The sequence below is a fragment of the Coprobacillus cateniformis genome, assembly GCF_009767585.1.
Classification (GTDB): domain Bacteria; phylum Bacillota_I; class Bacilli_A; order Erysipelotrichales; family Coprobacillaceae; genus Coprobacillus; species Coprobacillus cateniformis.
This window is the reverse complement of sequence record NZ_WSNW01000001.1, coordinates 23,032-43,878: the sequence shown is the minus strand read 5'-3', so window position 1 is coordinate 43,878 and position 20,847 is coordinate 23,032. Positions and strand designations below refer to the sequence as shown.

The window sequence follows — 20,847 nt, the reverse complement described above, 5'->3', positions numbered from 1 at the left end:
GGCTTTTGGAAGCCATTCCATTATTTTGATATTTTATTGTCATTTTCACAAAAATACGGTATAATAGATTTGTGTGTGAAACGCACTATAAGAAATTTATCATAGGAAATAGGAGGAATATTATGCCAAGATTGGATGACCCTCTCACTATTTTAACCTATGTTCTAGCAGTTGCAATTGGATTTTTATTGTATTTTGTATTGACAAAAATCAAAGTGTCAAAAGCAAATGTAGATGCAACAAAGATTGTTGAAGAAGCAACTGCCAAAGCTGATAATATAGTAAAGGAAGCAATTCTTGATGCAAAAACACAGGCTTATGAATATAAGCTTGATGCTGAAAAGGATATCAAGGAGCAACGCTTAGAAGTTACTAAATTTGAAAATAAACTATTGCAAAGGGAGCAAAACATTGATCGTAGAGATATTGCTTTACAAGGGAAAGAAGATGTTTTGGATGATAAAGCTAGGCAATTAGAAAAGAAAAGTGAAGAACTAGGTAAATTGGAGGCTCAATTAAAGGAACAAATTGATGCAAAAATTGTGGAATTAGAAAAAATTGCTGCAATGAGCGCCAATGAAGCAAAGGAAGAATTGTTTAAATTAGTAGAACAGAAAATGTCTAAAGAAGTGACTGCTTTTATCAAGGAGCAGGAAGACGAGGCGAAATCAAAAGCTTCTCTTTATGCAAAAGATATCATCGCAGCTGCAATTAATCGTTATTCACAGGAGGAAACAATTGAACGTACAGTGAATGTTGTGGCTTTACCAAGTGAAGAGATGAAAGGACGTATTATTGGACGTGAAGGTCGTAATATAAAAGCGATTGAAAATGCAACAGGTGTTGAGTTGATTATTGATGATACACCAGAAGCGATTACTATTTCTTGCTTTGATCCAGTCAGAAGAGAGATTGCTCGTCTGTCATTAGAAACTTTAATTCGTGATGGAAGAATTCAACCAGGTCGTATTGAAGAAGTTGTTCAAAAAACGAAAAACGAGCTAAATGAAGTGATTCAAAAAACAGGAGAAGATGCTATTTTTGAATTAGGTTTATCTCGTGTGAATAAAGAAATTGTGATGATGCTTGGAAAATTAAAATATCGTACAAGTTATGGTCAAAATGGTCTTCAGCATTCATTGGAAGTTGCTCATTTTGCTGGTATGATGGCAGCAGAACTTGGATTAAACCAGCAACTTGCTCGTCGAGCAGGATTATTGCATGATTTAGGAAAAGCAGTTGACCATGAAATGGAAGGTAGCCATGTAGAACTCGGTGCTAAATTCGCTAAGAAATATGGTGAAAATGCTACGGTTATTAATGCTATTGAATCTCATCATGGGGATGTTGAACCAACAAGTGTTATTTCTATTCTTGTTGCAGCTGCTGATACATTATCTGCAGCTAGACCAGGAAGTCGTAGTGAAACTATTGAAAATTATATTCAAAGACTTGAGAAATTAGAAGAAATTTCAAAGAGTTTTCAAGGTGTTGATAAAGTCTTTGCAATTCAAGCAGGACGTGAAGTCCGTGTTGTTGTAAAACCTGATAAGGTTGATGATTTGGCAAGTCACAAATTGGCAAGAGAAATCAGGGATAAGATTGAAAATGAATTAACTTATCCTGGGCATATTAAAGTGACTGTTATTCGAGAAATTCGTGCGAATGAAATTGCTAAATAAAAGATAGGTTTTTAAACCTATCTTTTTTTAAAGGAAGGAAGATATAAATGAATATTCTTTTTATAGGAGATGTGTTTTCTTCGATTGGTAGAGAAATGATTGATATGTATTTACCGAAAGTAAAAGAAAAATATCAAGTTGATATGGTTATTGCGAATGTTGAAAATGCAACACATGGAAAAGGACTTATGAAAAAACATTATGAAGAGTTTTTGTTTCAAGGTATTTCTTTGATGACAATGGGAAATCATACTTTTTCAAAAAAAGAATTGCTTGATTATATAGATGAAGCTGATCGTTTGATTGTTCCCTATAATCAACCAAGAGCATTGCCTGGGGTAGGAAGTCGTGAGATTTCTATTAAAGGTAAGCGCGTGAGAGTGACTAATTTATTAGGATTAACATTTATGGATGGGAAATCGCAAAATCCATTTGAGGCTATTGATGACATCTTAAAAGATGATCAAAGTGATATTCATATTGTTGATTTTCATGCTGAGGCTACAAGTGAAAAAATAGCGATGGGATATTATTTAGATGGTCAGGTTTCGGCAGTTCTAGGTACACATACACATGTCCCAACAGCTGATGAAAAGATTTTAGATAAGGGAACAGCTTATCAAAGTGATGTAGGAATGACTGGCCCATATGTCAGTGTGATTGGCTGTGATAAAGAGACAATTATCAAGCGTATGAAAACAGGGTTGATGACACCTTTTCAACCTGCTGAAGGTGAAGGTCAGTTTTTAGCGACATTACTTTGTTTTGACCAGGAAAATCAATGTGAAAAAATAGAGAGAATTTGTATTGACCCATATCATTTTCTATAATCATAATTTATCCTCTTTGCTCATATATTAAGGCAAGGAGGAATTTTTATGGAAATGATTAGAGTATCTTCATCGTCAAAACCTAGCAAGGTAGCAGGGGCTTTAACAAGTCTACTACGAGAACACAAAAGTGTTCAAATACAAGTAATTGGAGCGGCATCGTTGAATCAGGCAATGAAAGCTATTGCAATTGCTAGAGGTTATATTGCTCCAGGTGGCTATGAAATATATTGTATTCCATCATTCTATGATTTAACTATTGATGATCAGGTTATTACATCTTTACGATTAAATGTAGAAATGCATTAAAAGGACTTTCTTTTTTGTGCAAAAATGGGTATAATATATATCGAGAAATACAAGGAGGAAATATTATGGCTAAATGTAAATTATTAATGCAAACAGCTCAAACTCAAAAATTAATCGACTTTTTCGATGGATATGAAGATGAGAAAGTAAAATGTAGATTTGTAAAGAAAACTGGAATTAAAGCTGAAATCGAATGTGAAACAGAATTATCACCTGATGAAGCTTCTGCTTATTGCAAAGGACTTTTCAAAAAGACTCCTGAGGGAGCTGTATTATATTTTTCAATTCAACCAGATGGTTTCTTTGGTTAAAAATAAGGACAATGTCCTTATTTTTTTCTTTTCTATTTTATAATATTTGATATAATAAGACAGAAAGTGGTGAAAAAATGAAAGACTATAGTGAATATTTTAAAGGGCCATCATTAAGAGATGCAAAGCATAGAGGAAAAGATGAGATTCATCATATTGATGATGCTTATGAAGTTCCAGCAGATATGATTGGGATAGGAAAAGGACAGAAGTATTTTATTCAAACTTATGGTTGTCAAGCGAATGAACGTGATGGAGAGACATTGGCAGGAATCTTAGAAAGCTTAGGCTATGAAGCAACTGATGAGATTAAGGATGCCCAGGTTGTTTTATTGAATACATGTGCAATTAGAGAAAATGCGGAAGAAAAAGTTTTTGGAAAAATTGGATATCTTAAGAAGGTGAAACGTACTAATCCAAATGTTATTTTTGGAATTTGTGGTTGCATGGCACAAGAGGAAGTTGTTATTCAAAAAATTCTTGAAAAGCATCAGCAGGTGGATATGATTTTTGGAACACATAACATTCATCGTTTACCAGTATTATTAAAACAGGCCATGTTAGATAAAGAGATGGTCTTAGAAGTTTGGTCAAAAGAAGGAGATGTTATTGAAAATCTTCCTAGTCATCGTGCTCATCCGTATAAAGCATGGGTTAATATTATGTATGGCTGCAATAAATTCTGTACATATTGTATTGTTCCTTATACTCGTGGAAAAGAAAGATCACGTTTAAAAAATGAGATTATTGAAGAAGTGAATGAATTAAAGGCACAAGGATATCAAGAAATCACTTTGTTGGGGCAAAATGTAAATTCTTATGGGAAGGATTTTGATGATGGTTATAATTTTGCATCATTATTAGCTGATGTTGCTCAAACGGGCATTCCGCGTATTCGATTTACAACGAGTCATCCATGGGATTTTACAGATGATATGATTGATACAATTGCTCAATATGATAATATTATGCCAGCAATTCATTTGCCTGTTCAATCAGGAAATAGCGAAGTTCTTAAACGTATGGGTAGACGTTATAGCCGTGAACAATATTTAGAATTATTTGATAAAATTAAAACCAAAATACCTGATTGTACAATTACAACAGATATTATTGTTGGTTTCCCTGGTGAAACAGATGAACAATTTGAAGATACAATAACATTGTATGAACATTGTGAATATGATTTAGCTTATACATTTATCTATTCGCCTCGTGCTGGTACGCCAGCCGCTAAAATGGAAGATGATATTGATATTCATACGAAAGAACAACGTCTTTATCGTTTGAATGATTTAGTGAATGAAAAGGCATTAAAACAAAATCAAAAATATCTAGATGAAGTAGTTGAGGTTTTGGTAGAAGGAACATCTAAAAAAGATGATAATATGTTGACCGGATATACGAGACATCAGAAACTTATTAATTTTAAAGGTCATCAAGAGCATATTGGCCAAATTGTTCCTGTGAAAGTGACCGAAGTAAAGACATGGGCTTTAAAGGGTGAAGAAATTGAATAAGGAAATAGAAGAAAAAGCGAAAGCTCTTAATCAGTGGATATTGGATCAAGAAGTCGTTAAAGAGTTTCAAAAATATGAAACTCTTATTCATAACAACCCTGATTTATTAAACACTGAAGAAGAACTCAAAGATATACAAAAGCAAATTGTTAATGCTAAACATCAAGGAATTGATTGTCAAAAACTTATTGAAAGTTATGAAAACAAAAGAAAATTATTTGATGAAAATCCAATTGTTTATAATTATCTTTTATTGAAGCAAGAGGTCAATGACCTTGTTACTCAAATACAAGATGATATTAATGAACAATTACAGAAAAAGGTTGACTAAAGATACAAAAATCTATATAATCTTTCAATAAACTACAAAACAAAAGTCGGAAAAAGGAGAGAAAACATGGCATATTTTTTTGATGAACCATCGCACACATTTAATGAATATTTATTAGTTCCAGGATACTCAAGTGCAGAGTGTCAACCTAAAAATGTAAGTTTGAAAACACCTTTGGTAAAATTTAAAAAAGGTGAAGAACCTGCTATCTCATTAAACATACCTCTTGTATCTGCAATTATGCAATCTGTATCTAATGATACAATGGCAGTTGCACTTGCAAGAGAAGGTGGGGTTTCATTTATTTATGGCTCTCAATCTGTTGAGTCACAAGCAGAAATGGTTAGAAAGGTCAAAGCATATAAAGCAGGGTTTGTTCCTAGTGATTCAAATATTGCTCCAGATCAAACATTAAAGGATGTCATTGCATTAAAAGAAAAAACAGGACATTCAACAATGGCTGTAACAATTGATGGAACAGCAAATGGGAAATTGGTTGGTATAGTAACGGGAAGAGATTATCGTGTATCTCGTATGGATATGGATACAAAAGTATCTGAATTCATGACACCATTTGATAAATTAGTGACTGCTCGTAGTGGTGTCTCTTTAAAAGAAGCGAATGATCTTATTTGGGATAACAAATTAAATGCATTACCAATTATTGATGAAAATCAAAAATTAGAATATTTTGTTTTTAGAAAAGATTATGAATCAAGAAAATCAAATCCAAATGAATTATTGGATCATTCTAAAAGATATGTTGTTGGTGCCGGTATTAATACAAGAGACTTTGCTGAACGTGTTCCTGCTTTAATAGAAGCTGGAGCAGATGTTCTATGTATTGATTCAAGCGAAGGTTTTAGTGAATGGCAAAAATTAACAATTGATTGGATAAGAAAAACTTATGGTGATACTGTAAAAGTTGGTGCTGGTAATGTAGTAGATGCTGAAGGTTTTAGATTCTTAGCAGATGCTGGTGCTGATTTTATAAAGATAGGAATCGGTGGAGGTTCTATTTGTATTACACGTGAACAAAAAGGAATTGGAAGAGGTCAAGCAACAGCAACGATTGAAGTCGCTAAAGCAAGAGATGAATACTTCCAAGAAACTGGTATTTATATCCCTATCTGTAGTGATGGTGGAATTGTTCATGATTATCATATGACTCTTGCTTTGGCAATGGGTTCAGACTTTATTATGTTAGGTAGATATTTCTCTCGTTTTGATGAATCACCAACAAATAAAGTGAATATCAATGGACAATACATGAAAGAGTATTGGGGTGAAGGAAGTGCCCGTGCAAGAAACTGGCAAAGATATGATTTAGGTGGAGATAAGAAACTTTCTTTCGAAGAAGGTGTTGATTCTTATGTTCCATATGCTGGATCATTAAAAGATAATGTCGGTTTGTCATTAGCAAAAATTAAGTCTACAATGTGTAACTGTGGAGCATTATCTATTCCTGAATTACAGGAAAAAGCTAAAATCACTCTTGTTTCTTCTACAAGCATTGTAGAAGGTGGAGCACATGATGTTGTTTTAAAAGATTCGACTCCGTCACATAATCAATAAAATATAGAAAGTGTCTGTTTGTTTTGAACAGATACTTTTTTCTTTAGAGAAAAGCATTTGTAGACAAGCAAAAATAATCTGTAAATGATATACTTGAACTAGAAAAGGAGGAGTGAATAATGGTTGCATGGGAACCGATTCAAGAAACAATTACATATATAGAAAACAATTTAGCTTGTGATTTAAATGTTGAAATACTCGCACATAGAGTATATTTATCACCATATTACTTTCAGCGTTTGTTTAATCGTTTGGTAAATAAAAATATTGCTGAATATATTAAGCTGAGGAGACTTGCCAAAGCTGCAAAACTATTAAAGGAGTCTGATTTAAGCATTTTAGCTATCGCAATCAAGTGTGGTTTTCAAAGTCATAGTCATTTTACAAAGGTGTTTAAAAATGTTTATACGATAACACCATCTGAATATCGAGATTCAAATATTCATCTGGACTTTTTTGTTCAGCCGGATTTATCTCTGAATTATTCTTTTATAGAGGAAGGGAAACCATATATTGTTGATGATATGGTTATCGAAATTAATGAATATGAATGTAAAGAAGATATTCAATTTATTGGTAAGAGTACGATTTCGCTTGTGTCTCAAATAGGCGAAGCTAAAGTCAATCAACTTACTTCCTTATGGGATGATTTTGAAATCGATCAAAATCAGGCAGGTGTAGATATTTTAACTCCTTGTGAAGATACAAATTATTTTGATTATTTTGTTGGAATCGAATCAAAAGAGAATCCTTTCAATCTAGAAACAAGGATCATGCCAAAAGGAAGTTATGTTGTTTGTCGCTATGAAGCAGAAGATTTTGAGACTCTAGTCAATGTTGCATTATACAAGGCAAGTCAGTATTTGTATGAAAGGTGGTTGCCACAACATCATCTGATTCCTGAACCCTTGCTAGTTCAGAAGTATTTTCAGCCATTTTCAAAAAACTGTTATATCGAATTATGGGCTAAAATTCAGCCAGCCAAAATTTAATGGATAGAGTATTTAAAAAAGAGTCTTTAGGCCAAATATCAATTACCAGAATAAAAAAATAAATTTCATAAATAAGCATGATATCATACAATAATTATAAAAAATTGTGTTATATCATGTTTTTTGTCATATAGTATATGGAGGTGGATTTATGAGCAATAATATCAGAGAGATTTATACAAAGGCAATTGTGGCGAAGGGGAAAAAATTATCCAAATGTACCTATACTTTTACTTTGACAGATTGTCCAAATGACATACTTGGGTGTTGGATTACAAATCACCATTATGAAGCAGCTATTAAAAACAGAGTTCCTAAGATTGTTGGGACTTATGATGTGCATGTTTGGTATAGCTGTCATGATGAAATGGATTCGGTTGTGGAAAGGCATCAGGTCACTTATATTGATGATATGCAAGTCACAAAGAAAGAATCAAGGGATTTTGAGACAACTGATCAGGTCAAAGCAAGATGCCGTGAAAAGCCAAAATGTTTGTCTGCGTCACATAGTGATTACAATGTGACGATTGAAGTTGAGAAGGAAATGCAGATAGAAATTAGCGGTGAAACTTGTATCAAAGTAGAAGTCAAGAATGAGGATGAAGTTTGGGATGAATTTGAAGATATAGAAATCAATCCTGACTTCATTAAAAGTTGATTATTATATGTATTTATGAGAAGAATTCCTATCTTTTGTAAGAGGAATTCTTTTCATTATTTGACAAATTATGCTATAATGTATTAGTTATATGAGGAGTGATAAGATGAAACAAAAATATTCACCAATGATGATGCAATATTTAAAAATAAAAGAAGACAATAAAGATGCAATCGTAATGTTTAGATTGGGTGATTTTTATGAAATGTTTTTCGATGATGCTGTTGTTGCTTCAAAAGCACTGGATCTTGCTTTGACAGGTAAAAATGCTGGAGCCAAAGAAAGAGTTCCTATGTGTGGAGTGCCATTTCATTCAGTCAGTGGTTATATTCAAAGATTGATTGATTTAGGTCATAAGATTGCTATTGTGGAACAATTATCAGATCCTGGGAAGAAAGGAATTGTTGAGCGTGGAGTTGTTCAGATTGTAACACCGGGAACGATTATGGATGGATCTCTTAATGAGAAAAGAAATCATTATATAGGGGCTTTAGGTGTTTTTGATTTTAATTATACTTTGGCTTATTGTGATATTTCAACTGGAGAATTCTATGTTGTGAATATTGATAAACAGGAGCATTTATTAAAGAATCAGATTGATTCTTTAGGTTTAAGAGAACTGGTTGTTGATGAAGATATTCATTTTGATCAGGTATTTATTTCCCAATATCATAATGATAAATTTAATGAATCTTATAAGAAAATCTTTGAGAATATAAAAGATTTAAAAGAAATTAAAGTTTGTTCAAGCTTGCTTAATTATATGCTAGAGACTCAAAAAAGAGAATTAGGTCATATTCAAGTTATTCAAGAAGTAAAGACAGAAGATTTTATTTATATGGATTCTTATACAAAGAAATCTTTAGAACTGATAAAGAATGCTGATAATGAGAATTATGGAACTTTGCAGTGGTTATTAGATGATACAAAGTCAGCAATGGGTGGAAGACTTTTGCGTCAATGGATTGAAAGACCATTAATTAATCAGGAAAAAATTGAAAGAAGAATGGATATTATTGAAATCTTAATCGATAATTTTATTGAAAGAGAAACGATTAAAGATATTATTAATGATATTTATGATATTGAAAAATTGGCAGGAAGAATTGCTTTTGGAAATGTCAATGCAAGAGATTTAAAATGGATTGCTGCTTCATTAAAAGTTATTCCTGAATTAAAACATCAATTGTTATCACTTGATAATCAATATACAAATAGTCTAGCAGAACAATTATTAGATTTAACACATATTACTGATTTGATTGATCAGGCTATTGTTGATAATCCACCATTAACTATTAAAGAAGGTGGATTGATTAAAGATGGTTATAATGAAGAGTTGGATGAATTGCGATATATTCGTGAGAATGGAAAACAGTGGTTAAGTGAATTTGAACAAAAGGAAAGAGAAAGAACAGGAATTAAGGGACTAAAGATTGGCTATAACAGAGTATTTGGTTATTATATTGAGGTTACAAAGAGTTATTTGCCTATGATTAAAGATGAGTTTGAATATACAAGAAAACAAAGTATCTCTAATGCTGAGAGATTTGTGACACCAGAATTAAAAGAAATGGAAGCAAAAATTTTGAGTGCTCATGATAAAATGGTGGCACTTGAATATGAAATCTTTGTGCAAATGAGAGAGTATATAAAAAAAGATGTTCATTCTATTCAAGATGTAGCCAGTGTTGTGGCGCAGGTTGATGTCTATCAGTCATTAGCATCTAAGGCAAGTCATAATGGTTATGTACGTCCAATGTTTAATGACCAGCATATTGTAGATATCACAAATGGACGTCATGGTGTCATTGAGCAAGTGATTTCTAGACAAAACTATGTCCCAAATGATTTACATATTGAACATGATGCACCTATACTTTTGATTACTGGTCCAAATATGGGTGGAAAATCTACATATATGCGTCAAATTGCATTATGTGTTATTATGGCACAGATTGGCTCATTTGTGCCTTGTGAACAAGCTAACTTACCTGTATTTGATCAAATCTTTACACGCATTGGTGCAAGTGATGATTTGATTTCAGGACAGTCAACGTTTATGGTTGAAATGCTAGAAGCCAACAATGCTCTTCGCTATGCTTCACAGGATTCACTGATTATCTTTGATGAAATAGGACGTGGAACTGCAACGTTTGATGGGATGGCTATTGCACAGGCAATGATTGAGTATATAGCAACTTCTATTCACTGTATCACATTATTTTCTACTCATTATCATGAGTTAACAATGATGGATGAAAAGTTCAAGATTCAAAATGTGCATGCAAGTGCTTCAGTTGAAGGTGATCACATTGTTTTCTTATATAAGATTAAACCTGGTAGAAGTCATCGTTCTTATGGTATTAATGTTGCTCAGTTAGCAAAATTGCCTGATGAAGTGATTGCTCGTGCGCAAATTATTTTGAAGTCGCTAGAAGATAATAATCTTGAAACCGTTATTAGTGAAACGAATGAGCAGCCAGTCATTGTTCAAAAAGAAAGTGAAGTTGAAAAGACATTATCAAGAATAGATCCTATGGCATTATCACCAATAGATGCCTTAAGTACATTAATTGAACTAAAGAAATTACTATAAGTGAGGTGAATTTATGGCAAAAATAAGACAATTAGATGATGTTCTATCAAACAAAATTGCGGCTGGTGAGGTTGTTGAAAGACCTTCTAGCGTTGTTAAGGAATTGGTTGAAAATAGTGTTGATGCTGGTGCAACACGTATAGAGGTATTTATTGAAGATGGCGGACTCCAAAAAATCAAGGTTGTAGATAATGGAGAAGGTATGGCTAGAGAAGATGCGAGACTCTGTTTTTCCCGTCATGCGACAAGTAAAATTAAAGATGATCATGATTTATTTAATATTATGACTCTTGGCTTTCGTGGTGAAGCCATCCCCTCAATTGCCTCAGTCAGTCATTTTGATTTAAGGACTTCAACAGGTGAAGAAGGAACTTATGTTCAATATGAATTTGGTAAATATAAAAACGAAGGTATTTGTGATTTACCTAGAGGGACTCAAATGACAGTTACAAAACTTTTTCAAAATGTTCCAGCCCGTTTAAAATACCTTAAATCTGTAAATAGTGAATTTGCATCTATACATCAGTATGTAGAACGTATAGCTTTAGCCTATCCTAAAATTGCAATCACTTTATATCATAATGATAAAATGATTTTTCAAACAAATGGAAAAGGAAATTTATTAGAAGTCATTGCAAGTATGTTTGGTGTATCAACAGCTAAAAATATGATTCCTATTTCTTTAGAGAATGATGAATTTGAAATGAGTGGCTATATAAGTAAAATTGACACATCAAGAGCGTCAAAGACAAACATTATTACATTAGTTAATCATCGATATGTTAAGAATGCAATGAGTATTGATGCGATTAATAGTGCGTATCGTGCTTATCTTGCTGATAACCGTTATCCTATTGCCGTTGTCAATATTGAAGTTGATCCTTATTTAGTTGATGTCAACGTTCATCCTTCTAAATTAGAAGTCCGTTTTTCTAAAGAATATGAATTAAGAGATTTGATTTATAATGGTGTTTCTGATGCATTGCGACAAGTTGACTTGACTTATCAAGTCAAAAACAAACAAACTGAAAGAGAAACATTTAAGCCTCAACTTGATCAAGTTACTTTTGATTTACCTGAAGAAAAACCAGTTGTTTATATAGAACCAGTCGTGCAGTCTGTTTCGCACGATCCACATATGACTGATTTGGAAGATAAACAATCCTCTAATATGGTACAGGAAGAAAAGGTTATTTATCAAAACGATGAAATGTCTCAAAAAAGTCTAGAGAAACCAGTTTCTCATGAAACCTTTCAACAAAAACCTATTAAAGAAAAAATATATGCTAAAACACAAATTCATGGAACCTATTTAATTGGTGAAAATGAAAAAGGAATGTATATGGTTGATCAGCATGCTGCTCAAGAACGTATAAACTATGAATATTATAAAGAACAGTTCTCTCATCTTGATTTAACTATGCAGCCATTATTAGTTCCATTACAATTTGAATATCCAATGAGTGAGTTCTTAATTTTAGAAGAACGTAAGGGAATATTAGAAAAAGTTGGAATTTATTTAGAAGTATTTGGAGAACATGGGTATATTTTAAGAAATCTGCCACTTTGGATGAAAAAAATAGATGAAAATGTGTTTGTTGATGAGATGGTTCAAGAAATATTAAAGAAAAATCAAGTAGATGTTGTTGCTTTACAGGAGCATGCAATAGCAACTTTGAGTTGTAAAGCCTCATTAAAAGCAAATACTTATTTATCGCCAAGTGATATGCAGACAATCTTTGATAATCTTATGCGATGTGAAAATCCATATGTTTGTCCACATGGAAGACCGACAATATTATTTTATAGTGATTATGAATTAGAAAAATTATTTAAGAGGGTGGTATAAATGAAAAAAGGAATTATGAGTTTGATTCTAGAACTTGCTTTAGGGGCTTGCGTTATTATGCTAATGGGATATTGGTTTGACGGTGTTTATGTCAAAGACTTTGGTGTGGCTTTTTTAGTGGCTCTTGTTTTGGCTTTGTTGAACACATTTATTAAGCCTATTTTAACAATTATAGCTTTACCAATTACTATTTTATCTTTAGGAATTTTTCAATTGATTATTAATGGATTTATATTAACATTAGCAACTGATATATTGTCCCCTGATTTTCAAATTACTTCATTTGGATTAACAATCATTGCATCGATTTGTATTTCCATTATATATAGTTTATTAGGAATAGGAAAAATCAATGACTAGAGTCATAGTCGTAATTGGACCTACAAGTGTTGGTAAAACCAGAATGGGTGTAGAACTTGCAAAAGCCATGAATGGTGAAGTCATCAGTGGTGATTCTATGCAGATTTATAAGGGCATGGATATTGGGACTGCCAAAGTCACGGAACAGGAAATGGCAGGTATTGTTCATCACTGTATTGATATTTTAGAACCAACTGATGAATATAGTGTTAAAGATTATCAAGATGCTGTCCGTTTTCAAATTGATGATATAACAAGAAGAGGGAAAATACCAATTATTGTTGGAGGGACTGGCTTATATATTAAAGCGGCTCTTTATGATTATGAATTCAGTGAAACAAAAGATAATCACGAAATTTTCAGGGAAAAGTATAAAGATTATGATAATGAACAACTCTACCAGCATCTCATCAATATTGATGAAAAAAGTGCTTTAGAACTCCACCCACATAATCGCCAACGGGTTTTAAGAGCTATTGAAATTTATGAAGAGACTGGGCAAAAGAAAAGTGATATCGAAGCTTTACAACAGCATGTTTGTTTGTATGATGCTTATTTTGTGGGGTTGACAATTGAAAGAGAACTTCTCTATAGCAGAATTAATCAGCGTGTTGATGCTATGAAGGAGCAGGGATTGGAAAAAGAAGTGACAGATCTTTATCATCGAGGATTAGAAAGAAGTTATCAAAGCATGAAAGCTATTGGTTACAAAGAATGGTTTGATTATTTTGAAGGAATTATTGATAAAGAGACTGTTTATGAAAATATTAAGAAACATTCACGTCAATATGCGAAAAGGCAATATACTTGGTTTAAGAATCAGTTTGATGTTCATTGGTATAATGTTCAAATAGATGATTTTGAGAAGACTGTTCAGAATGTTCTTAGGGATATTTGTGTTTAAATATCTTTTTCTTTTGCTTTGCAACTGTTGGTTGACATATTTCTAAGTGCTAGTTGATTGTGTTTGGGGAGAATTATTATATAATGGGTTTGTCGGAGGAAATTATATGAAACTATATGAAAATTTATCAAGTCTACGAAAACAGAAAGGATATTCACAAGAAGAATTTGCATATTTATTGGGTGTTTCAAGACAATCAGTAAGCAAATGGGAGTCTGGCGCTTCTATTCCTGAATTAGAGGGATTGGTTGAAATAGCAAATATTTTTGAAATCTCATTAGATGAACTTGTTAAAGGTGAAAAAGCAGTTATTCAAGGAGCAGTTATTTCGGATGAACAGTTACATCGTGTTCTTAGAAAATCAATGTCATACGAGTATAAAAGCCGTATAAATATTTGTGGTATACCACTCGTGCATATTCATTTTGGTCGTGGAAGAAAAGTGGCCAAAGGGATTATTGCTTTAGGAAATATAGCTATTGGTGTTATAAGTGTTGGGGGTCTTGCGGTTGGGATCATTAGCCTTGGTGGTTTAGCACTGGGCTTATTAACATTTGCAGGATTGGCTGTAGGAATTTTAGCATTGGGTGGTGTGGGTGTTGGTTACATTGCCCTTGGTGGATTGGCAATAGGTATTTATGCGTGTGGAGGATTTGCTATTGCTTCTCACATAGCGATTGGAGGAGGAGCTATTGGGCATATTGCAATAGGTGCAAGTGCATCTGGTGATTATTGTTTACAGGGTTCAAATTTCACTAACGCTGAGATTTTTAGATTTTTAAAATCTATTCCTGAATCTATTCCTCATTGGATCCTACAACTGTTTGCATAAATAAAAAAATAGTCTTTAAGGTGAAGTTCACTTTGGGACTATTTTTTCTTATTATTGAGTTCTTTTAGATGACTCGTTCTGCCATGTTTTAAAATACGACGATAATTTTCAGCTAAGGCTTTTTCATAATTGCTTGTCATCCATGGAATATAGAATTGTTCTCCTTTAAGTGGTTCAGGAAGATATTGAATATATTCCCAAAGTTCAGGGCGATTATAATCATACTTTTCATCATCTTCAAGACCTACAGGTGATAAACGTAAATATTTTGGGGCTTTGTATGGATGAGTTGCAAGTGATGAAAGTGCTGCATCTATAGCGAGTTCTGATGACTTTGATTTAGGTGATAAGCATAAATCTAAGATAGCACTTGCTATTGGAATACGTGCTTCTGGGAAGCCAATGACTTTTGCGGCTTGAAAGGCTATGACAGTTCGCATACAAGCGTTAGGATTAGCCAGTCCTATATCTTCATAAGCAGTTGTTATCACACGTCGTTCTAATGATTCTATATCGTTTGCCTCAATTAATTTTCCTAAATAATACATAGCTCCATTTGGATCACTTCCACGAATAGACTTTTGTAAACCACTTAGTGTATCATAATATTGGTCTTCATCTTTATCAAATTGAGCATTTGCTTTTGTTAAAGATTGCTTGACCATTTGTAATGTAATCGTATCTGCATCGCAAAGGATACTTGCGACTTCTAAACAATTATATGCATAACGAATATCTCCACTACTCAGTTTTGCAATATATTCTAAGACACCATTTTCTACTTTAAATTGATAATTAAGTCCGTTTTCACAATTCAGAGCATGATGAAGACCGATTATAATGTCTTCTTCATCTAAAGGCTTTACTTCAACAATCTGACAACGAGAACGAATCGCAGGATTAATAGAATGATATGGATTAGCTGTTGTACAGCCAGCAATCACCAGCAATCCGTTTTCAATATGTGGTAATAAATGATCTTGCTTATCTTTATTCAAACGATGAACTTCATCAATAATAACAAATAATTCACCACTCATTTTGGCTTCTTCAATAATGATATCCATTTCTTTTTTGTTTCCTGTTGAAGCATTGAAGATACGATAAGGTATATTTAAATCATTGGCAAGTGCACTTGCCAATGTTGTTTTTCCACATCCTGGAGGACCATATAGAATTGTTGACATAGGATGATGTTTTTTAACGAACTGGGTAAACAATGCGTTTTCTCCTATAATGTGTTTTTGCCCAAGAACATCTTTTAAAGATGTAGGTCGCATGCGATGTGCTAAAGTCGTTGCCATAAAATCTTTCCTTTTCCTTGTTTTTTGATATAATAAGTATAACATTTTTAAGTAATGAATGATAGGAGAGACTTATGAAAATTGTTATACAAAGAGTAAAAGAGAGTTCTGTAAGTATTGATGGACAAATAAAAGGAAGTATTCAAAAAGGGTATATGACTCTGGTAGGCTTCTGTGAAAGTGATACAAAAGCTATTGTAGATAAAATGATAGATAAAATGATAGGATTACGTATTTTTGAAGATGATCAGGGAAAGATGAATTTGTCTTTAACGGATGTCCAGGGAGCAATTTTATCTATTTCGCAATTTACTTTATATGCAGATTGCCGTAAGGGAAGACGTCCTGGATTCACTGATGCTGCTAAACCTGATACAGCAATCCCACTTTATGACTATTATAATCAAAAAATACAAGATTCAGGTATACACGTAGAAACAGGTGTATTTGGTGCTGATATGAAGGTTTCGCTTATTAATGACGGTCCTGTGACAATCCTTCTTGATAGCAAAGATATTTGTAAAGGTTAAAAAAGTATATTCTCATTTTAAATGAAGAATATACTTTTTTTGTACAAGAGGAGTATTATTTATTGTATTTAGATACAATTTCATTCATTGTATCCCATTTCTTTTCCATATCAGCAACTAATTTTAATTGTGTTCTGCAACGATCTAAATTATGCTCAGGGTATTTTATTTTAAAATATGTGTCACCTTGTAAGTAGTCAGTTAAAAAACGCATCCCACATTCAAAGGTCATGACTTTGGCACCTAGAGGTAATGCTTTGATTTCTTCATCAGTCAGTTTGCCATCACACCCTTCAATGAAACCTTTTGTATAGACTTCAAAGAGATGCATATCACACTGAATAAGAGATAAATCTTTTTCATCTTCAGCACCAGTACTTGCACCAAAACGAATCGAATCACCAAAATCATTAATAGCCAAACCAGGCATAACTGTATCTAAGTCAATAACGCATATACCCTGATGTGTTTTATCATCAATTAATACATTATTTAATTTTGTATCATTATGGGTTACACGAAGTGGAAGTTTACCAGCATTTTGCATATCAGTTAGAACATTAGCAACATCTTCACGCTCTAAAATGAATTGAATTTCTGTTAAGACATCTTTTGCACGTCCACAGATATCCTTTTCAACTGCTGCTTTAAAGACTTCAAATCTGACTTTCGTATTATGAAAATCAGGAATTGTTTCATGGAGTGTTTGTGCTGGATAGTCAGCAAGCAGACTTTGGAATTTACCAAAAGCTAACGCACTTTGATAAAAATCCTCATCACATTTGACTTCATCATAACCAGTGGCACATGTAATAAAATGATATGCACGCCAGTATTGATTGTGACTATCTTTATAAAAGGGAAGCCCCTGTTTATTAAGGATAACAGTCAGTGTTTCCCTTTCTGGATCACCATTATTTTCGATAATCTTTTCTCTTAAAAAGGCTGTCACATTAAGGATATTTTCCATGAGCTCTATTGGCTGTTTGAAAATATTTGTATTCATTCTCTGTAAGATAATAGGCACAACTCCCATATGTCTTATTTTGTATTCAAGAAGAAAAGTATCATTTATATGACCGCTTCCATAAGGTTCACAAGATATTAAAGTGCCAACGAAATCAAAATGAGAAATGACTTCCTTTAATAAATAATTTTCTTTTGTCATTTTATTCACCCCATAACTTTTGTGGATAAATACCACTTGTCTTCATGTCTTTAATAGCTTTCATTATTACTGGTTTATCTTCTTTATAAGTGACTCCGTACCATTGATCTTTTGTTGTTAAGACTTCTACTGTTGCCTTTTTTTGATCAAGCAAATGACTCACAACACTTGGAATGAAATACTCACATTTTAGTGGATTGGAAATTAAACCATCATCTAAAAAAGATTGTAATCCATTATTGATTTCTTTAATAATACTCTTTGTAAAGCCCCAAAGATTCATAGAGACAGTTGTTTGACTTGGTAAATCATACCATATATAATCGTCTTCACTATAAGCAGCACCATGAACTGTTTTTTTGATTTTAGTACGTTCAACAATATTGATTAATTTGTGTTGCTCATTAACTTCACAGACACCTCTGGCAACTGTTCCATGTTCTGTCAGTGTTTTTTCGATTTGGTATCCTACCATGGCATAACGATACTGCGTATCATCATCATGCTGCAATAAATAATCATAAATTAATTGAAAAGCTTCAACACCATAATAATCATCAGCATTAATGACTGCAAAAGGACCTTCAATAATATCACGACAGCAATATATTGCATGAGCTGTTCCCCAAGGTTTTTGGCGTCCTTGTGGAATGATGTTTCCCAATGGAATATCATTGATTTCTTGATATGCATAATGAACTTTCATTATTTTTGACATACGATTTCCGATGGCATCTTTAAAATCTTTTTCAGTTTCTCTTTTTATGATAAAAATCACTTCTTCAAAACCAGCACGTTTGGCATCAAAAATAGAAAAGTCAATAATAATGTGACCATCACTATCAATGGGATCTATTTGTTTTAAACCACCATAACGACTCCCCATTCCAGCCGCCATAATAACAAGTACAGGTTTTTTCATAATCATCGCTCCTTTCTTTATATAGTTATCCAACGAAGTTCCATTGGCAATAAGTTGAGAGTTTCAACTTTGTTTCCAGAAACATAAAGATCGGTGAATAATGCTTCTGTTGTGTTGTTAATGACAGCAATCTTACCCACACTTTCAAATGAAGCAACTTCTGTATTGACATTGCTGACATAATATTTTTTCATTTCATCTTCTTTACCTGCTGCCCAATAGATTGCTCGTAAAAGTAAGCGACAGTTTTGTGGTGAGTATGGTAATCCAGCAAAATAGATGCTGCGGCCTTTTCCATAAGTATTTGTTACCAATTGTGCATATCCATGGTGCTGATTTAATATTTGATAATTCTCACCATGAGCATAGATGCCATTCATTCCCTCGCCAAAATCAATATGACCATCAATGTCTTCTAATAAGAAGTGATGCGAATTCACTTCATTGTATTTATCATGACTTAATGTAAAGCCAATTTCTTTATCAACACCTAAGACATCACTCAGTTGAAAGAATTGTCCTTGGTACTGATATGCTGTTGGTTCACCAACACCAATAAATCCACCACCTTGATCAACCCATTGTCTTACCTTTGTAACAACGACTTCATCAATCCAATTTTTGGCACCTGACCATGATGTATAAGCGCTCCCAGCATTGATGACGACTTTATATTGGTCTAAGACGCCATCTTTAATATCATCAAAATTAATAAAGTCAATATCAATTGGCATCCCACTTAAACATTCAATAATACCAACATATGAATAAATTTCACGATACCAAATAGCATGATGAACTTGATTATTCATCCAACGGCGAGATGATCCCCAGCAATTTAAAATCGCTACTTTAAATGGAGAAACATATGCACTTGTTCCTTGGATTGTATCATGAATATCCCTAAATTCATTAACAACATGAGTAATTGTATCAATAAATCCAGGCCATTCCAAGGCCAATTTTAAATACCCACCATATCCAATACGATCTAAAGGACTTCTTAATATTGCACGTCTTGCTTTTAACCAATTGGTATGTGCTTCACCAATTGGGTCGCCACCTTCACAGAAAACATCTGGGAAGAAGTAGGGAAGGAGTCGACCCTCAGTATATTTAACACCTTTAATATCAGAAATCATACGCATTGTTACACCATCTCCAACTGAACCAACAACTGCATCTAGTCCAATTGTTTCAAAATATGGTCCATAAGGTTCTGTTCCAATCCAGTGATCCCCTAAAAACATCATGGCTTCTTTGCCATAACTATGCACAATATCAACCAATTCTTTAGCAAGCTTACAAACCTCCTGTTGTTGGAAATTGATAAAATCTTTAAATTCTCGTGAAGGTACTCTAAAAAGCGAATTATGATAGCCTTGGTCGACGATGAACTCTGGTCTAAATTTATAACCTGCCCATTTTTCAAATTGTTTAAGGATATATGGGGAAACACTAGCGCTATATCCAAACCATTCCACAAATTTTTCTCGTTTTTGATCGTCAAAAGTTAAAGTGAATTGATGAAAGAATGTCGTGAAACGAATAACATCTACATGCGGATTATCTTCACAGAATTTCTTCAATTTCTCTTTGACAAAAACTTGTGTTTTAGGTTGACGAACATCAAATGTTAATTGATGAGGAGCATCTTTCCAGTCATTGGTAATAAAGTTATACATATGAACAGGATCCCATATCAAAAAGGCTAAGAAACTGACAGTGTATATATGATAAGGTATTGTTTGGATTGTGACACTTCCATTATCTTCGCTATACGTCCAACATGTTGTTGGGACGATTTCACCAGTAGTGCGATCAATAACTTCCCACCAAATATGAGGATCATCAATAAAGTTTGGTTTTAATTGCTCTGTATGGAATCCTTTCATTAAAGTGATTGTAAGTGAAGATGTTTTAGCAGTATAGCGATCAGTTATTAAATATTCCTGTTGAATCTCTTCAGGATTTGCTAAAGCCCAATCATTATCTTTTCTTGTTGTATAATATGTTGCATAAACTTTTGCATCCAAATCTAAAAGTTCTTTTGGCATTTCAGTGCCATCGCAATCTCTAATTGCATCTGCTCCTAGTTTTTCCTTCAATGCAATTGTCTGATCAATCACATCTAAGTCAGTAGGGAGTGTGAGTCTTCCATAATTTTTCAT

The 20,847-nt window shown here is 33.2% G+C and carries 19 protein-coding genes; 15 read left to right on the top strand and 4 right to left on the bottom strand.

Annotated features, from left to right (window positions below):
* Positions 1 to 122: 122 nt before the first annotated feature.
* From rny to GQF29_RS00135, 14 genes are all read left to right on the top strand, one after another.
* A complete protein-coding gene (gene rny, locus GQF29_RS00200) occupies positions 123 to 1,682 on the top strand; it encodes a ribonuclease Y (protein ID WP_160340660.1) in 1,560 nt (519 codons plus the stop codon).
* A 47-nt stretch (positions 1,683 to 1,729) separates the two neighbouring features.
* A complete protein-coding gene (locus GQF29_RS00195; protein WP_008788842.1) occupies positions 1,730 to 2,512 on the top strand; it encodes a TIGR00282 family metallophosphoesterase in 783 nt (260 codons plus the stop codon).
* Between the two features lie 48 nt (positions 2,513 to 2,560).
* Positions 2,561 to 2,821: a stage V sporulation protein S gene (locus GQF29_RS00190; RefSeq protein WP_008788843.1), complete on the top strand. Its 261-nt coding sequence runs from the start codon at positions 2,561 to 2,563 to the stop codon at positions 2,819 to 2,821.
* A 65-nt stretch (positions 2,822 to 2,886) separates the two neighbouring features.
* Positions 2,887 to 3,132 (top strand): hypothetical protein, encoded by a 246-nt coding sequence (locus GQF29_RS00185; RefSeq protein WP_008788844.1) that lies wholly within the window; start codon positions 2,887 to 2,889, stop codon positions 3,130 to 3,132.
* Positions 3,133 to 3,209: 77 nt separating this feature from the next.
* Positions 3,210 to 4,652, top strand: a complete 1,443-nt coding sequence (miaB, locus tag GQF29_RS00180; protein WP_160340659.1) for a tRNA (N6-isopentenyl adenosine(37)-C2)-methylthiotransferase MiaB — start codon at positions 3,210 to 3,212, stop codon at positions 4,650 to 4,652.
* On the top strand, positions 4,636 to 4,983 hold the full coding sequence (locus GQF29_RS00175) for a YlbF/YmcA family competence regulator (protein ID WP_008788846.1): 348 nt from the start codon (positions 4,636 to 4,638) through the stop codon (positions 4,981 to 4,983). The genes miaB and GQF29_RS00175 overlap by 17 nt, the downstream gene beginning before the upstream one ends.
* A 66-nt stretch (positions 4,984 to 5,049) precedes the next feature.
* Positions 5,050 to 6,558, top strand: coding sequence for an IMP dehydrogenase (locus GQF29_RS00170; protein WP_054688961.1), 1,509 nt, complete (start codon positions 5,050 to 5,052; stop codon positions 6,556 to 6,558).
* Between the two features lie 119 nt (positions 6,559 to 6,677).
* Positions 6,678 to 7,550 (top strand): AraC family transcriptional regulator, encoded by an 873-nt coding sequence (locus tag GQF29_RS00165; RefSeq protein WP_008788848.1) that lies wholly within the window; start codon positions 6,678 to 6,680, stop codon positions 7,548 to 7,550.
* Positions 7,551 to 7,701: 151 nt separating this feature from the next.
* On the top strand, positions 7,702 to 8,208 hold the full coding sequence (gene cotE, locus GQF29_RS00160; protein ID WP_008788849.1) for an outer spore coat protein CotE: 507 nt from the start codon (positions 7,702 to 7,704) through the stop codon (positions 8,206 to 8,208).
* Between the two features lie 106 nt (positions 8,209 to 8,314).
* Positions 8,315 to 10,807 (top strand): DNA mismatch repair protein MutS, encoded by a 2,493-nt coding sequence (mutS, locus tag GQF29_RS00155; RefSeq protein ID WP_160340658.1) that lies wholly within the window; start codon positions 8,315 to 8,317, stop codon positions 10,805 to 10,807.
* A 13-nt stretch (positions 10,808 to 10,820) separates the two neighbouring features.
* Positions 10,821 to 12,656, top strand: coding sequence for a DNA mismatch repair endonuclease MutL (gene mutL, locus GQF29_RS00150; RefSeq protein WP_054688958.1), 1,836 nt, complete (start codon positions 10,821 to 10,823; stop codon positions 12,654 to 12,656).
* Positions 12,657 to 13,016 carry a phage holin family protein gene (locus GQF29_RS00145; RefSeq protein WP_054325329.1) on the top strand — a complete coding sequence of 120 codons (360 nt, stop codon included), beginning with the start codon at positions 12,657 to 12,659 and terminating at the stop codon, positions 13,014 to 13,016. It begins immediately after the preceding gene.
* Positions 13,009 to 13,920: a tRNA (adenosine(37)-N6)-dimethylallyltransferase MiaA gene (gene miaA, locus GQF29_RS00140; RefSeq protein WP_054325328.1), complete on the top strand. Its 912-nt coding sequence runs from the start codon at positions 13,009 to 13,011 to the stop codon at positions 13,918 to 13,920. Before GQF29_RS00145 ends, miaA begins: the two co-directional genes overlap by 8 nt.
* 106 nt (positions 13,921 to 14,026) lie before the next feature.
* Entirely contained in the window at positions 14,027 to 14,752 is a 726-nt protein-coding gene (locus GQF29_RS00135; protein WP_054325357.1) for a helix-turn-helix domain-containing protein, read from the top strand.
* 38 nt (positions 14,753 to 14,790) lie between these two features.
* Here the strand turns inward: GQF29_RS00135 and GQF29_RS00130 are convergent, their stop codons facing one another.
* The gene (locus tag GQF29_RS00130) at positions 14,791 to 16,056 is read right to left on the bottom strand and encodes a replication-associated recombination protein A (protein WP_117599084.1); all 1,266 of its coding nucleotides are present in this window, start codon (positions 16,054 to 16,056) and stop codon (positions 14,791 to 14,793) included.
* 74 nt (positions 16,057 to 16,130) lie between these two features.
* On the opposite strand from GQF29_RS00130, the gene dtd reads away from it, so the two are divergent.
* A complete protein-coding gene (dtd, locus tag GQF29_RS00125; RefSeq protein WP_054688954.1) occupies positions 16,131 to 16,586 on the top strand; it encodes a D-aminoacyl-tRNA deacylase in 456 nt (151 codons plus the stop codon).
* Between the two features lie 55 nt (positions 16,587 to 16,641).
* Here the strand turns inward: dtd and GQF29_RS00120 are convergent, their stop codons facing one another.
* From GQF29_RS00120 to gnpA, 3 genes are read right to left on the bottom strand one after another with little or no spacing between them, the layout of a single operon-like run.
* Positions 16,642 to 17,754 (bottom strand): phosphotransferase enzyme family protein, encoded by a 1,113-nt coding sequence (locus GQF29_RS00120; RefSeq protein ID WP_117599085.1) that lies wholly within the window; start codon positions 17,752 to 17,754, stop codon positions 16,642 to 16,644.
* A gap of 1 nt (position 17,755) precedes the next feature.
* Entirely contained in the window at positions 17,756 to 18,676 is a 921-nt protein-coding gene (locus tag GQF29_RS00115) for a sugar phosphate nucleotidyltransferase (RefSeq protein WP_117599086.1), read from the bottom strand.
* Positions 18,677 to 18,693: 17 nt separating this feature from the next.
* Positions 18,694 to 20,847: a 1,3-beta-galactosyl-N-acetylhexosamine phosphorylase gene (gene gnpA, locus GQF29_RS00110; RefSeq protein ID WP_160340657.1), complete on the bottom strand. Its 2,154-nt coding sequence runs from the start codon at positions 20,845 to 20,847 to the stop codon at positions 18,694 to 18,696.